Origin of the sequence: Pseudomonas frederiksbergensis (assembly GCF_003732665.1) — a bacterium.
GTDB classification, from domain to species: Bacteria; Pseudomonadota; Gammaproteobacteria; order Pseudomonadales; family Pseudomonadaceae; genus Aquipseudomonas; species Aquipseudomonas frederiksbergensis_G.
In genome coordinates this window covers 94,643-108,768 of record NZ_MOBP01000021.1, presented here as the reverse complement: position 1 = coordinate 108,768, position 14,126 = coordinate 94,643, and the positions used below count along the sequence as shown (strand labels likewise).

General features: G+C 59.5%; 12 protein-coding genes. 7 read left to right on the top strand and 5 right to left on the bottom strand.

Going from position 1 to position 14,126, the window contains the following annotated elements; genetic code table 11:
* Nucleotides 1-24: 24 nt before the first annotated feature.
* A complete protein-coding gene (locus BK665_RS27295) occupies nucleotides 25-1,743 on the bottom strand; it encodes a GMC family oxidoreductase (RefSeq protein WP_123409633.1) in 1,719 nt (572 codons plus the stop codon).
* A gap of 120 nt (nucleotides 1,744-1,863) precedes the next feature.
* Between BK665_RS27295 and BK665_RS27290 the strand changes: the two genes are divergently transcribed.
* From BK665_RS27290 to BK665_RS27275, 4 genes are all read left to right on the top strand, one after another.
* Nucleotides 1,864-2,808 (top strand): LysR family transcriptional regulator, encoded by a 945-nt coding sequence (locus BK665_RS27290; protein WP_123409632.1) that lies wholly within the window; start codon nucleotides 1,864-1,866, stop codon nucleotides 2,806-2,808.
* A gap of 74 nt (nucleotides 2,809-2,882) precedes the next feature.
* Nucleotides 2,883-4,271: a hypothetical protein gene (locus BK665_RS27285; protein WP_123409631.1), complete on the top strand. Its 1,389-nt coding sequence runs from the start codon at nucleotides 2,883-2,885 to the stop codon at nucleotides 4,269-4,271.
* 88 nt (nucleotides 4,272-4,359) lie between these two features.
* Entirely contained in the window at nucleotides 4,360-5,289 is a 930-nt protein-coding gene (locus BK665_RS27280) for a halovibrin HvnC (RefSeq protein WP_123409833.1), read from the top strand.
* 196 nt (nucleotides 5,290-5,485) lie between these two features.
* Nucleotides 5,486-6,688, top strand: a complete 1,203-nt coding sequence (locus tag BK665_RS27275) for a hypothetical protein (protein ID WP_185076664.1) — start codon at nucleotides 5,486-5,488, stop codon at nucleotides 6,686-6,688.
* Nucleotides 6,689-6,692: 4 nt separating this feature from the next.
* Here the strand turns inward: BK665_RS27275 and BK665_RS27270 are convergent, their stop codons facing one another.
* From BK665_RS27270 to BK665_RS27255, 4 genes are all read right to left on the bottom strand, one after another.
* Nucleotides 6,693-7,052, bottom strand: a complete 360-nt coding sequence (locus BK665_RS27270) for a hypothetical protein (RefSeq protein ID WP_123409629.1) — start codon at nucleotides 7,050-7,052, stop codon at nucleotides 6,693-6,695.
* A gap of 269 nt (nucleotides 7,053-7,321) precedes the next feature.
* Nucleotides 7,322-8,425, bottom strand: a complete 1,104-nt coding sequence (locus BK665_RS27265; RefSeq protein WP_123409628.1) for a DNA alkylation repair protein — start codon at nucleotides 8,423-8,425, stop codon at nucleotides 7,322-7,324.
* A gap of 25 nt (nucleotides 8,426-8,450) precedes the next feature.
* On the bottom strand, nucleotides 8,451-9,062 hold the full coding sequence (locus BK665_RS27260) for a glutathione S-transferase (protein WP_123409627.1): 612 nt from the start codon (nucleotides 9,060-9,062) through the stop codon (nucleotides 8,451-8,453).
* Nucleotides 9,063-9,089: 27 nt separating this feature from the next.
* Nucleotides 9,090-10,010 (bottom strand): MurR/RpiR family transcriptional regulator, encoded by a 921-nt coding sequence (locus tag BK665_RS27255; protein ID WP_123409626.1) that lies wholly within the window; start codon nucleotides 10,008-10,010, stop codon nucleotides 9,090-9,092.
* Nucleotides 10,011-10,321: 311 nt separating this feature from the next.
* Between BK665_RS27255 and BK665_RS27250 the strand changes: the two genes are divergently transcribed.
* The 3 genes from BK665_RS27250 (at nucleotide 10,322) to iolB (ending at nucleotide 14,120) form a co-directional block, all read left to right on the top strand.
* Nucleotides 10,322-12,259 carry a bifunctional 5-dehydro-2-deoxygluconokinase/5-dehydro-2-deoxyphosphogluconate aldolase gene (locus BK665_RS27250; RefSeq protein WP_123409625.1) on the top strand — a complete coding sequence of 646 codons (1,938 nt, stop codon included), beginning with the start codon at nucleotides 10,322-10,324 and terminating at the stop codon, nucleotides 12,257-12,259.
* 161 nt (nucleotides 12,260-12,420) lie between these two features.
* Nucleotides 12,421-13,314: a myo-inosose-2 dehydratase gene (gene iolE, locus BK665_RS27245; protein WP_123409624.1), complete on the top strand. Its 894-nt coding sequence runs from the start codon at nucleotides 12,421-12,423 to the stop codon at nucleotides 13,312-13,314.
* The gene (gene iolB / locus BK665_RS27240; RefSeq protein ID WP_123409623.1) at nucleotides 13,311-14,120 is read left to right on the top strand and encodes a 5-deoxy-glucuronate isomerase; all 810 of its coding nucleotides are present in this window, start codon (nucleotides 13,311-13,313) and stop codon (nucleotides 14,118-14,120) included. Before iolE ends, iolB begins: the two co-directional genes overlap by 4 nt.
* The last annotated feature ends 6 nt before the right edge of the window (nucleotides 14,121-14,126 follow it).

The following is a 14,126-nucleotide window of genomic DNA, read 5'->3' as shown; positions in this document are numbered from 1 at the left end:
CGCCTGACACACTGCGTCATCGTTCTAGTGCAATTCCTGTGGGAGCGGGCTTGCTCGCGAAAGCGGTGTGTCAGTCAATAAATCTGTCGACTGAAGGGACGCCTTCGCGAGCAAGCCCGCTCCCACAGGTGTGGTGTTTACATCAGGGTTGAGGATCAACTGCGCCGCCTTCTCGGCAATCATCAGCGTAGGCGAACAGGTGTTGCCCGAGGTAATGCGCGGCATGATCGAGGCATCGGCGATGCGCAGCCCCGCAATGCCATGGACCTTGAGTTGCGCATCGACCACGGCTTCGGCATCGTTGCCCATCCGGCAAGTGCCCACCGGATGGAAAATCGTCGTGCCGATCCGCGCCGCCGCTTCATGCAATTCTTCTTCACTCTGCAAGCTGTCCCCCGGCAGATACTCAACCGGTCTGAACGCCGCCAGGGCCGGGGCCGCGACGATGCGCCGGGTCAGGCGAATCGCGTCCGCCGCCACCCGCAAATCTTCAGGATGGCTCAGGTAATTAGGCTGAATCAGCGGCGCTTCCTGTGGGTCGGCACTGCGAATTTCAATTCGCCCACGGCTTTGCGGCCGCAGATCACACACCGACGCCGTGAACGCAGGGAAGGGGTGCAACGGTTCGCCAAATCGCTCCAGCGACAACGGCTGCACATGGTATTCAAGATTCGCCGAAGCCTGCTCCGGCCCCGAGCGGGCAAACGCGCCCAACTGACTCGGCGCCATGGACAACGGCCCGCTGCGGTCATACAGATAACGCAGGCCCATGCCCATCTTGCCCCACACACTGCCGGCGATTTGATTGAGGGTGCGGGCGTTTTCCAGTTTGTAGATCAGCCGCAGTTGCAGGTGATCTTGCAGATTTCCGCCCACCCCCGGCAACTCATGCGCCACGCCGATCCCCAGCCGTCGCAACAGTGGACGCGGGCCGATGCCGGAGCGTTGCAGGATGCTCGGCGAACCAACGGAGCCAGCGCACAGGACGATTTCCTTGCGCGCCTTGAAGGTTTTCGCCTGGCCTTGCCAGCGAGTGATCACTGCCGAAGCACGACCGTTTTCCAGTAACACCCGGTCCACTTCAACGTCGGTCAACACCGTGAGATTGGCCCGATGCCGGATCGGCTTGAGAAACGCCTTGGCCGCGTTCCAGCGAATCCCGGCCTTCTGGTTAACCTGAAAATAACCGCAACCTTCGTTATCGCCCTGGTTGAAGTCATCGATGCTGGCGATGCCGCTTTGCTCGGCGGCGCTGCGAAAGGCATCCAGAATCGGCCATGACAGACGCTGGCGCTCCACGCGCCATTCCCCGGCGGCCCCGTGAAATTCAGAGTCGCCGGCAAAGTGGTTTTCGCTTTGTTTGAATAACGGAAAAACGTCTTTCCAGGACCAACCGGGATTGCCCTCAGCGGCCCAGCCATCGTAATCGCCCGCCTGACCACGCATGTAAATCATGCCGTTGATCGAGGAACAGCCACCGAGCACTTTGCCCCGTGGATAGCTCAGCGTGCGGCCTTGCAGGCCCGGTTGCGCTTCAGTCTTGAAGCACCAATCGGTGCGCGGGTTGCCGATGCAGAACAGGTAACCCACCGGAATATGAATCCACGGGTAGTTATCGCGCCCGCCGGCTTCGAGCAGCAACACCCGATGTTGCGGGTTGGCGGACAATCGATTGGCCAGCAAACACCCGGCCGGCCCGGCGCCGACCACGATGTAATCGTATTCATCAAGGGAAGTCTGCATCCCTGACCTCTGATTGTTTTTGTTGTTGGGTTCATCCTAGATGTTAGCTTTCGTATAAAGAATGTTAGTTTTTGCGCAGCCGCTGTGCGTTTTCAGACAGCGTAGCCCTAAGGAAGCCAGATGTTCGATTGGAACGACCTGCGGTTTTTTCTCGAATTGCAACGCAGCGGCCGCTTGCTCACCGCCGCCCGCCGCTTGAACACCACCCACGCCACCGTGGCCCGGCACATCGAGGCCATTGAAAAGAGCCTCGGCACCGCGCTGTTCGTCCAGCACGCCCAGGGCTATCAACTGACCCCGGCCGGCGAAGCGCTGCTCAAACACGCCGAAGCCATGGAAAACGTCGCGCTGCTGGCCCAGGAAGAAATCACCCAATCCACCGCGCCACTGGGCAAAATTCGCGTCGGCGTCACCGAAGGCCTGGGCATCATGTTCCTCGCCAGTCGCATAAACGGCCTGTTCGAACGCTACCCCGGCCTGGAAGTGGAACTGGTCGCCGTGCCGCGCTTCGTCAGCATCCTCAACCGCGAAGCCGAAATCAGCATCCACCTCGAACGCCCGGCCGCCGACATGCTCGTCACGCGCAAACTCACGGATTACCGACTGGCGCTCTACGCCAGCCGGGCCTACCTCGACCAGGCACCGCCGCTCAACAGCCGCGAAGACCTCGGTCGCCACGCCTGGATCGGCTACGTCGACGACCTGCTGTTCAGCCAGGAACTGATGTTCCTCAACAGCTTCTGCCGCAACCCCCAGGTGGTGTTTCACAGCACCAGCGTCATCGCCCAGCAACAAGCCGCACGCTCGGGGCTGGGGATCGCGGTGTTGCCGTGCTACATGGCCAGCGCTGATCCAGAACTGGTGCCGTTGTTGCCGCAGGAGAGCATTCAGCGCAGCTACTGGATCAGCACGCGGCGGGAGTTGCACAAGTCTGTGCGGTTGCGGGTGTTGTGGGATTACGTGGTGGAGTTGTGTGAGCAGGAGCAGGGCTTGTTGCTGGGGCAGGGGCAACGACAGGTTACCGACGCAGGCAACCGCTCATCTGAAAACGGCGCCAACCTGTAAGTTCTGACAGTAGCCATTTTTCCTGGTCGAGCGCTTGATAACCCCAGCGGTTTTCACATCGACAGGAGCACATCATGGGCAAGCCATCCGACACCTCGAACACACCAGGCATCCTGAGACTGGACTTTCCCGCCATTCCCGGCTTGGTAACACCGATTCGCCCCGCCGACCTGGCTCACGGTGGGGTTCCGCTTTCTATCGCCGATCCGGTCGACGGCAGCGGGATGGCGTGCGTGATCGACCCATGGCCGGACAGCCGCGCGTTCGGTGCGCTGGCCGTCGGTGACCGGGTCGACCTCTACGTCAATACAATCCCTTTCCCTGTGGACGGTCATACCATCCTTCGCGGCGAGGAGGACATGCGAATCTTTCTCTATGTTCCTCCGCGTACGCTGGTCAACGGCGTCAACGAAATCTATTACAAGGTGACACGCATCAGCAATAACAGTGACCAGTCCGACCCCCTGAAGGTGCTGTGTTATCGCCCGGGCCCCACCAATCCGCGCCTGGTCCTGCCACAGGACGTGTTGAGGGACGGTGTCAGTGCCGCGCGCGCCGCGCAAGGGGTGATTTGCGAATGTCACTACAGCACTCCGCACCCCTATGACATGGTGTATCTGACCGGTAATTCCGCCAACGTCAACCAATCGGTGGCGGCAGGGCAGAACTCCCCCATCGTGTTTACGCTAGACACCAATTTTTTCCGTCAGGCCGGAGATAACCCGGCGGCACCCTTCTACTTCACCGTCTTCGATCAGCTCGGTAATCGCGCGCAGTCGCCGATTGTTGAAATCGATATTCACCTTGATCGCGTGGACCTGGACCTGAAGGAGCCAACCGTTCTGGAAGCCAGGGAGCTCAACGGTACGGGCATCAACTTTGACCGGGATTTTTACTACGCAAATTTCGCCACCGTGCGGGTCAATTACACCGGTTCCGCACCCGGGCAATCCGTGAAGGTGTACTGCGTCGGCCGCAATCACACGTACGGTTCGCAAATCCAGAGCGTTCAAGTCGCTGGGCAAACCTTGACGTTCCTCGTTCCACGAATGGAGGTGGTTGATTCCATCGGCAAGAGCATGAGGTTCTACTACACCGTCAGGCTGCCGGGTGAAACGCAAGACCGGCCATCCAGAGACCTGAATGTCGATGTCTCCCCGCAAGAACATCAACTTATCGCGCCGACCATTAATGAGGCCAAGAATAATATCCGGGCGTATCACGAGAATTTAATTGGCCGGTACAGCGTTCGGCTCAGACTGACCAATGCCGAAAATCATGACGATGTACGGGATTCTGATGAGTTTTCCATTGCTCCGGATGCTACTTATACGAATCTTGCAATTCTACAAGCCTGGATTACGCAATACCGAGGCAGAGATGTCATCTTCAACTACACGCTGAGAAAAACCGGCACAGGTGAAAACATCATCTTTTCCTGGATTTTACGAGTGCGCCTGTAACGCCGCATCTGAACTTCTACTTACACGCTTTTAATCTGGCTTGAATACGGCGGGGCTGATGCCGGCGTATTCAAGCGAGGGCATTGTCATGCGTAAAATTATTGCACTATTGTCCGTGCTGCTGATGGTGGGTTGCAGCCAACAAGCGGTTATTGACACGACGGTTCCGATAAAGCCATTCAGCCATGTGTTATCCGGCCCGGAAGTTGCCGAAGAACTGAACGTCCTGTACTTGCGTCGATTCCCCAATTGCAATAACTCCGACGCACAACCGGCATTTCTGTGTTCCGGGGTGTCCTTGCGTGTCACAAGCAGAGACAAGGAAAACATCTATAAAGTGTGGGACCCCAGCCCAACTTCGCAGCTGAGCGGTGGTGTTTCATTTTCCTATTTGCGCTCTGACACCAACTTTCAGAGGTTCGCGTGGGACGGTACTAATGGCCTGATCTTTTATCCGACCCTCGCCGCCCCCGCAGGCAAGATTGCCGTGCAGTACCTTTGCTCCTATCCCGTGGATGCCTGGGGCTGGAGCCGTAACTCGCCCTGTGGTCCTTACACTGATTTTCCAGTTGAAAGTGGGCCGTGCCAGGACACGGGAGTAACCACCGCCGAAAAATGGATAGAGTTGTGGAGCCGTCCGTCCGATCTGCAGAATTTGCGCCAATGCAGTTTTGATGTCCGGGCTCAACGAGAAAACCTTGCCGGCCCGGCGTTCTACCAATCCGTGCGGGCCAAGGGAATGCTGGGCGCCAGAGGGTTTGGTGAACAAAACGAGGTCGTTGTAAAGACCTGGACTGCCGGTCAACCCGACACGCTGCCACTGATGGCATTTTTTTACGTCCCAGGCAGTCCGGCCAGCGCTTTGGCCGACGCTCGATACAACCAACGGGATTTCTACAACACCACACGGTCACACATCATCGTGCCGATCATTCGCCTGACCTTGCCTGCCACGTCGACGGGAGCTGTCGACTTCTCCTATCAAGAAGACGACCAGGTCATCAGCGCGCAGAGATAATCGGCGGTCATAGGGAGTGTGATGTCATGAGTGAGTTGCCACTGGACCCCTCGCTGCCGCTGCGCAGGCCTGAGCCGTTCGTCGCGATCGCACATTCACCTGTCAGATCTGACAGTAGGCAAACCGCTTGGCCCGGGTTGTGATGACGGACATGTACGTGCCTCATTCCGGGGGCACTCGTTTGGGGTATGACGCCATGAGTGATTTACCGCTGGATCCCTCGCTGCCCATCAGCGAGCCGGAGCCGTTCGCCGCCGCTGATGGCGGCCCGATACCCAGAACCGTCTGTTTGCAGCCCGGCGAGTCGGTGGTGGTCGAGGTTGATCCGGGAATCGGTACTCGACTGAGGATCACCGCACAAGAGAAGGGGAATGCGTTGCCCGGCAACGGCTTCCTGGCCACCTCGTCTGGGCCCGGGAGCGTGACCGCCGAAGCGGCAGCCACCTCGCTGGGGGTGGTGCAGCGGATTCTAGGAACCGCGTTCCCGCAAAGCTTGGTCATAAGTCCCGATGGCACACGCGTCTATGTCGCTGGCACGCACTACGCCTATCGTTATGGGGCGTTGGCGGTCATCGATACCGCCACCAACGAAGTGATCCGCACCCTCACATTGGGGGTCGAAGTTTCGGGTATCGCGGTCAGTGCAGATAGCCGGCGGGTGTATGTCGCACGATGTGTCGATGAGGCGCTCAACTTTGACATCGCCATCCTCGACAGCGCCAGCCTCAATATCATCGGCACGATCCCCGTCGCAGGCATCGGTTCATCCCGCCTGGCCCTGAGCCCGGATGGCGCCTTCCTTTATGCATGTGGCAACACGTCACCTTTCGCCGGTTTCCCCAATGGCAGGCTGGCCGTGATCGACATCGCCCGTGGCCAGGTGGTCCAGGCCATCGTTCTGCAAAACAACAGCAAGAGCGTGGCCATCAGTCCGGATGGCCGCCGTGTCTATGCAAGCAATTCCAATGGCACTGGCAACGGCCCCAGCGGCAGTGGAACGGTCAGCGTTCTGGACACGCGGACCCTGGCGGTGCTCAAGGATATCGAGGTTGGTGTGAACCCGGACGGGACGGTGGTCAGCCTCGATGGCACGCGCGTGTACACCGTCAACTTCTTTTATAAAACGCTCATCGTGATGGACGCCGCGACCCTGACCGTGATCCGCCAGGTGCCAATTGGAATAGGCGCGTTTTTTCTGGCGCTCAGTCCGGACGGCAAGTATTTGTGTGCCAGTAACGCGATTCCCGGTAATGGTGCGGCGATCATTGACACCAGCACCTTCAGCCTCAGTTACCTTCCTGACACTGCCGAAGGGACGGGCGTCGCGTTCAGTGCGGACGGTGCCCGAGTCTATATTTGCAATTGGGCGGGCAACTCTGTCTGGGTGGTGGATCGGTAGCTGATCAGTTGAGGATTGCGAATGAGGTGCTGGCCAGGCGCTCGCCATTCACCAAGATGTTCAAGGCATGGTCGGGCAACGTCCAGGCTTTGAACTCGGATGTGCTGACGCTTTCGCGAGCAAGCCCGCTCCCACATTGATTCGGTATTGTTCGCGGAATTTGTGCCCAGCGCCCGGCCCTGTAGGAGCGAAGCTTGCTCGCGAAGGCGTCGGCAAAGTCGATAACCATGTCGCCTGACACACCGCTTTCGCGGGCAAGCCCGCTCCCACATTCTTTCGGTGTTGTTAGCGGAATTTGTGGCCAGCGCCCGGCCCTGTAGGAGCGAAGCTTGCTCGCGAAGGCGTCGGCACAGTCGATAACCATGTCGCCTGACACACCGCTTTCGCGGGCAAGCCTCGCTCCTACACTTGTTTTGCGTTGTTCGCAAGATTTGCAGCCAGCGCCGGGCCCTGTAGGAGCGAAGCTTGCTCGCGAAGGCGTCGGCACAGGCAATGACAATATCGCCTGACACACCGCTTTCGCGGGCAAGCCTCGCTCCTACACTTGTTTTGCGTTGTTCACAAGATTTGCAGCCAGCGCCATTCCCTGTGGGAGCGAGCTTGCTCGCGAAGGCGTCAGATCGCGCACCGCATCTAGGGCAGGATTTCGAATGAGGTGCTGGCCAGTCGTTCGCCATTCACCATGATGTGCACGGCATGCTCACCCGCGTAGTGCCGGCGCGTAGTCAGCTCTTTGATCTGCTGGCCGCGACTGACCCATTCGCTGACGTGGCCGGGCAACGTCAACGCCTTGAGCTTGAACACCTTCGCCGATGTCCCGCCATTGGCCTTCACATAATCGATCGCATAGTCGATCACCAACCGCTGACTCTGCGCCACGGTGGATTTAACGGTGAACGACAAAGTGATTTTCTCCCCCAGCCGAATCACCGCCGGCTGCACCTTCACCCCGACAATCTCCACCTCAGGTTTGCCACCCGCGCCAATCACCGCCAACGCCCGCTGATTGCCCTGTTTGATCAAACTGCGCAACGCATGCTTGGCGATCCACGCCGTGTGTTTGTTCTCCAGCGACCAGCCCTCGATCAGGTCCAGCACCCACTCGGGATGGTCCTTGGTGATGTCGTTGAGGTGGTTGGCCACGGACTTGCGCACGTACAGGCTTTCATCGGCCTTGAGATTGTCGAGAATCGCGGCGGCCAACGTCGGGTCAGCCTGAATCGGTTCCAGGCGAAACGACCACGGCAAACGCGGGCGGCTGCCCTCGCTGGCCAGCCTGCGCACGTGTTCGCTTTCATCCAGCGACCACACCTGCATCAGCGCCAATGAACGCTCAAGATCACTGCGCAGAAAATGCCGGACCGCGAATTCAGAAGAACCGAACGAGGTGAAAAACTTCAGCGCCTCCATCGACTGCTCAAAGTCATCAGCGCCGTACATCGCCACGTAATGCGGCAACGAGATGCTGACAAACCCGCTATTGAGCCGAGGGGCGAGGGCGCGCAGCACTTCAAGAGACTCTTCATACCCAAGCGGCAACACCGCATGCAGACACTCACTGACCCGGGCCATGCGTTGCATGATCGACAAATCAGCGAGGCCGTCATTGGCCATTTTCAGGAAGGCCTTGGCGTTGAACGCCGGGTAAACCGCCGTCATTTCGGTCGCGATGTGCTTGAGGCGCTCGGCGTTGAAGATTTCCTTCAGCGCCGGGTTAGGGGTTTCGGCGGCGGTCATGGGCGAATCCGTGGAGAAGGGCGGCTCAGGTTATCGGGGTAGCGATGAACGCCTCAAGCGTTTCCGCTTGCGCGGTGAATTGAGCGATGTGTGGAAACCGCGAGGCATCGACCTGATCCGGGACTACAAGATTGGTGAAGCTCCAGGCGACCGCAACGGTAATGCCATCCTGCGCAATCCCGGAACCACCCACCAGCGGCTGCTTCGACAGCTCCCGCTCCAGCGCCGAATACGCCGCCGCCAGTTGCCCTTCAACCCGCTCAACCCACGGCTGATACTGAATCTGCGCCGGGCGCAGATTGCGTTCGTAGTAAAGCTGCACCGATTTTTCGCACGCCGCCAACGCCAATCCGATCACCCGCAACGAACGCAAGCGCTGCTGCAAATCACTGGGCATCAGGCTTTTCGATGGGCCGGCAAGCGCTTCGAGGTAGTCGATGATCAGCGTCGAATCCACCAACACTTCACCGTCATCCAGCACCAGCGTCGGCGCCTTGACCACCGGGTTGATCTGCTGGAACTGCTCGAAATGCCGGAACACCGACACCGATTCATGTTCCAGGTCGATGCCCAGCAACTTGGCGGAAATAGCCGCCCGACGCACGTAGGGCGAGTCCAGCATGCCGATCAGTTTCATCAACGCTCTCCTGTAAACGCTTTGATCTCAGTCCTCAAACCCAACCTGCTCATGAATCTCATCCACCTTCAATTCCAACCGATACGCCACCGCAATAAACAACGCCTGACACAAGCACAACGTCGCACTCAACGACCGGAACGCAAACGAACTGCCTTCATTGACCAGCAACACCGTGCTCGCCCGCTTGGCCAGCGGCGAGAGGTTGCTGTCGGTGATGATCAGGGTTTTCGCCTGATGGTGCTGGGCGATACGCAGGCAGTGCTGGGTTTCCTTGCCGTAGGGCGTGAAGCTGATGGCGATCACCAGATCATTGGCGCGCACGCTGCGCATCTGCTCGCGATAACTGCCGCCAAGCCCGGAAACCAGGTGAATGCGCTTGTTGGTGTGTTGCAGGTTGTAGACCAGATAGTCGGCGACCGCGAACGAGCGGCGCACCCCGACCACGTAGATGTTGTCGGCATTCACCACCAGATCCACGGCTTTGTCGAACGCCACATCGTCGAGTTCCATGCCCAACCGTTCGATGCCCGACAGCGTGGCGTCGATGCATTCCCGTGCGAGGTCGCCGCCACTGGCCTTCTGCGACTTGTTGGCGATCATGCTGCGGATGCGCTGCTGGTAGTTCTGCACCGGTGTGGTCTTGTGCGTGTACGCCTCGCGGAACAGCGCCTGCATCTCGCTGAAACCGCTGAAACCAAAGCGCTGGGAAAACCGCACGATGGCCGACGGATGCACCTCGCATTCACGGGCGATGTCGCTGATGCGGTCGACCATGATCCGGTCGCTTTGCTGGCTCATGTAGCTGGCGATGCGTTTGAGCTGGCGCGGCAGGCTTTCGTATTCGTTGGTGATCAGCTGCAGCAAACGCTCGGCATTGATCGGTGGGCTCTGGAGATCGCTCTCGGGCGTGCTCTCGGTCGTGGCCGGCTGATCGGTGCGGGACATAAAGGATCCTTCTGGCTTGTTCTTATAGGAATGACGAATCGGTCATCCCCTGACAATAGGTTGGCTGTGCGCAGTCTACAGGGTAGGCCCGGATAAAATCTTGAGCATGCCGTCGGCACACACGCTGCTGAAACGATGCACTGTGCTCTGGAACGCTCGTACCGGAGTTTATTGGAAAAAATATTCCACGTAAAAAATATATAGAATAAATATTGATTGTTCGGTCCCGCTCGTTTTAGTCTGCATCCACCAAGAGTGTTCGGCACGGCCACCGTCCCGAACGCAGGCTGATAAAAATAACAGGAGCCAGCATGGGCCAGACTCGTTTTGCCAGTGGGCGTCAATTGGATCTGATTTGCCTGGGGCGCCTTGGCGTCGACCTCTATGCGCAGCAAGTCGGCGCGCGGTTGGAAGATGTTTCAAGCTTCGCCAAGTACCTGGGCGGCTCCTCCGCCAACATCGCGTTCGGCACTGCACGCCTGGGCCTGAAATCGGCGATGCTGAGCCGGGTAGGGGACGACCACATGGGGCGCTTCCTGCTTGAATCCCTGGCCCGCGAAGGCTGTGACGTCAGCGGCATCAAGGTTGACCCGGAACGCCTGACCGCCATGGTCCTGCTGGGCCTCAAGGACCGCGAAACCTTTCCCTTGGTCTTCTACCGCGAAAACTGCGCCGACATGGCGCTGCGGGCCGAAGACGTCAACGAGGCCTTTATTGCCTCCAGCAAAGCCTTGCTGATCACCGGCACCCATTTCTCCACCGACGGCGTCTACAAGGCGAGCATCCAGGCCCTGGACTACGCCGAGAAACACAACGTCAAACGTATTCTGGATATCGACTACCGCCCGGTACTGTGGGGCCTGGCGGGTAAGGCGGACGGCGAAACCCGTTTTGTCGCCGACCAGAATGTCAGCCAGCACGTGCAGAAAATCCTCCCGCGTTTTGACCTGATTGTCGGCACTGAAGAAGAGTTTTTGATTGCCGGCGGCTCCGAGGATTTGCTCACGGCACTGCGTAACGTGCGGCGCCTTAGCGACGCGACGTTGGTGGTCAAGCTCGGCCCGCAGGGTTGCACGGTGATTCACGGTGTCATCCCGGTGCGTCTTGAAGACGGCGCGATCTACCCCGGCGTGCGGGTGGAAGTGCTCAACGTGCTCGGCGCCGGCGATGCCTTTATGTCGGGCTTCCTCGCCGGTTGGCTGGAGGACGCCAGCGACGAGCGCTGCTGCCAGTTGGCCAACGCCTGCGGTGGTCTGGTGGTGTCGCGTCATGCCTGCGCCCCGGCGATGCCGACCCGCGCCGAACTCGACTATCTATTCAACAGCCCGGTGCCGATCACCCGGCCGGATCAGGACGTCACGCTGCAACGCTTGCATCAGGTCAGCGTGCCGCGCAAACAGTGGAAGCAACTGTTCATCTTCGCCTTCGACCATCGCGGGCAACTCGTAGAACTGGCGCACAAGGGCGGTCGTGAGCTGAGTGCGATTTGCGAACTGAAGCAACTCTTTATTAAAGCCGTGGAACGGGTCGAAGCCGATTTGCAAAAGCAGGGTATCGAGGCTGATGTCGGCTTGCTGGCGGATCAACGCTTCGGCCAGGACTCACTGAACGCCGCCACCGGTCGCGGCTGGTGGGTGGCGCGGCCGGTGGAAGTCCAGGGTTCGCGGCCACTGGCCTTCGAACACGGGCGCTCGATTGGCAGCAATTTGATTGCCTGGCCGCAGGAACAAATCATCAAGTGCCTGGTGCAATTTCACCCGGACGACGAACCGCTGCTGCGCCTGGAACAGGAAGCGCAGATCAAGGGTTTGTATCAGGCATCCCAGGTCAGCGGTCACGAACTGCTGCTGGAAATCATCCCGCCGAAGGATCACCCATCGGCGCACCCGGACGTGTTGTATCGGGCGCTGAAACGCCTCTACAACCTCGGCATCTACCCTGCGTGGTGGAAGATCGAAGCGCAGAGTGCCGAGGAGTGGAAACAGCTTGATGAGTTGATTCAGGAACGCGACCCGTACTGCCGAGGGGTCGTGTTGCTGGGCCTGAATGCCCCGGCAGCGGCACTGGCCGAAGGCTTTCAACAGGCCAGCCAGAGCCAGACCTGCCGCGGGTTTGCTGTGGGCCGCACGATCTTCCAGGAACCGAGCCGAGCGTGGATGGCCGGGGAAATCGACGATGAAACGCTGATCCGCCAGGTGCAGGGCACGTTTGTCGAATTGATTGATGCCTGGCGCACGGCCCGGGCCTGACGCCACACCGCAAAACCCCATGTGGGAGCGGGCTTGCTCGCGAAAGCGGTGTGTCAGGCGACAAAAATGTTGAATGTGCCGGCCTCTTCGCGAGCAAGCCCGCTCCCACAGGGGATTTGCGTCGGTCTTACAGATTTGTAAAAACAATAAAAGGTGCAGCCATGCCCGCTATTCGAATTGGCATCAACCCGATCTCCTGGAGCAACGACGACTTGCCGTCCCTCGGTGGCGAGACGCCGCTGAGCACCGCGTTGAGCGAAGGCAAGGACATCGGTTACGAAGGTTTCGAACTCAACGGCAAATTCCCCAAGGATGCCAAAGGCGTCGGTGACGTGCTGCGGCCTTACGATCTGGCGTTGGTTTCCGGCTGGTATTCCAGCCGTTTGGCCCGTCGCTCGGTGGCCGAGGAAATCGACGCCATCGGCAGCCACGTCGAGTTGCTGGCGAAGAACGGCGCCACGGTGCTGGTCTACGGCGAAGTCGCGGACTCGATCCAGGGCCAGCGCATTCCACTGGTCGAACGCCCGCGTTTCCACACCGAACAAGCGTGGCAGGAATACGCCGACAAACTCACCGAACTGGCCCGCTTCACCCTGTCCCAAGGCGTGCGCCTGGCCTATCACCATCATATGGGCGCCTACGTCGAATCCCCGGCGGACATCGACAAGTTGATGGCCCTGACCGGCAGCGAAGTCGGCCTGTTGTTCGATTCGGGCCACTGCTACATGGGCGGCGGCGAACCGTTGCAGGTGCTGCGCAAACACATCGAACGCATCTGCCACGTGCATTTCAAGGACGTGCGCAAACCGGTGGTGCAACTGGCGCGCAACAACCTTTGGAGCTTCCCGGACTGCATCATCAACGGCACCTTCACCGTACCGGGGGATGGCGATATCGATTTCGGTGCTTTGCTCGACGTGTTGCTGGGCGCCGATTATCACGGCTGGCTGGTGGTCGAGGCCGAACAGGACCCAGCGGTCGCGCCGAGCTACATCTACGCCAAGAAAGGCTTCGACACCTTGCGTACGTTGCTCGACGAGAGGATTGCGTTATGAGCCTGCTGGTCAAAAGCAATGCCCGTGGCCGGACCATGGTCGAGTTGGGCCAAGGGGAATTGGAATACGTCGGTTTCGCCGCGTACCGCTTGAGCCTCGGCGAAACTTTGCCGGTGTCTGCGGGCGATAAAGAACTGTGTCTGGTGCTGCTCAGCGGTCGCGTCAGCCTCAAGGGCGAAGCACCGGGGCAGGGCGCGTTCGACTGGGACAATATCGGCGATCGCCAATCGGTGTTCGAAGACAAATCCCCATTCGCCGCGTATCTCCCACCCGGCAGCCAAGCCCAAGTCACCGCCCTCAGCGACGTGCAAATCGCCGTGTGCGCCGCGCCCGGCTCAACCGCCGACAACCTCGGCCCACGCCTGATCAAACCTGACTCTATGAAACGCAGCGTACGCGGCAAAGGCGCCAACACGCGCTACGTCTGCGACATCCTGCCCGACACCGAGCCCGCGCATTCGCTGCTGGTGGTGGAAGTGCGCACGCCGTCCGGGCATTCGTCGAGCTACCCGCCGCACAAGCACGACACCGACGACCTGCCGCACCAGAGTTTTCTCGAAGAAACCTATTACCACCAGATCAACCCGCCCCAGGGCTTCGTGTTTCAGCGGGTCTACACCGACGATCGCAGCATCGATCAGGCCATGGCTGTGGAAAACAGCGACTTGGTCGTGGTGCCCAAGGGTTACCACCCGGTCAGCGTGCCCTACGGCTACGAGTCGTATTACCTGAACGTGATGGCCGGGCCGAAACGCGTCTGGCAGTTCCACAACGATCCGCAGCACAGCTGGCTTCTGGATCTCTAATTCCAA

Excerpts from the sequence above, each read along its gene's own strand:
- BK665_RS27250 (WP_123409625.1), top strand. The coding sequence starts at position 10,322 with ATGGGCCAGACTCGTTTTGCCAGTGGGCGTCAATTGGATCTGATTTGC.
- BK665_RS27285 (WP_123409631.1), top strand. The coding sequence starts at position 2,883 with ATGGGCAAGCCATCCGACACCTCGAACACACCAGGCATCCTGAGACTG.
- BK665_RS27265 (WP_123409628.1), bottom strand. The coding sequence starts at position 8,425 with ATGACCGCCGCCGAAACCCCTAACCCGGCGCTGAAGGAAATCTTCAAC.
- BK665_RS27260 (WP_123409627.1), bottom strand. The coding sequence starts at position 9,062 with ATGAAACTGATCGGCATGCTGGACTCGCCCTACGTGCGTCGGGCGGCT.
- BK665_RS27290 (WP_123409632.1), top strand. The coding sequence starts at position 1,864 with ATGTTCGATTGGAACGACCTGCGGTTTTTTCTCGAATTGCAACGCAGC.
- iolE (WP_123409624.1), top strand. The coding sequence starts at position 12,421 with ATGCCCGCTATTCGAATTGGCATCAACCCGATCTCCTGGAGCAACGAC.
- BK665_RS27295 (WP_123409633.1), bottom strand. The coding sequence starts at position 1,743 with ATGCAGACTTCCCTTGATGAATACGATTACATCGTGGTCGGCGCCGGG.
- iolB (WP_123409623.1), top strand. The coding sequence starts at position 13,311 with ATGAGCCTGCTGGTCAAAAGCAATGCCCGTGGCCGGACCATGGTCGAG.
- BK665_RS27280 (WP_123409833.1), top strand. The coding sequence starts at position 4,360 with ATGCGTAAAATTATTGCACTATTGTCCGTGCTGCTGATGGTGGGTTGC.
- BK665_RS27255 (WP_123409626.1), bottom strand. The coding sequence starts at position 10,010 with ATGTCCCGCACCGATCAGCCGGCCACGACCGAGAGCACGCCCGAGAGC.
- BK665_RS27275 (WP_185076664.1), top strand. The coding sequence starts at position 5,486 with ATGAGTGATTTACCGCTGGATCCCTCGCTGCCCATCAGCGAGCCGGAG.
- BK665_RS27270 (WP_123409629.1), bottom strand. The coding sequence starts at position 7,052 with ATGGTTATCGACTGTGCCGACGCCTTCGCGAGCAAGCTTCGCTCCTAC.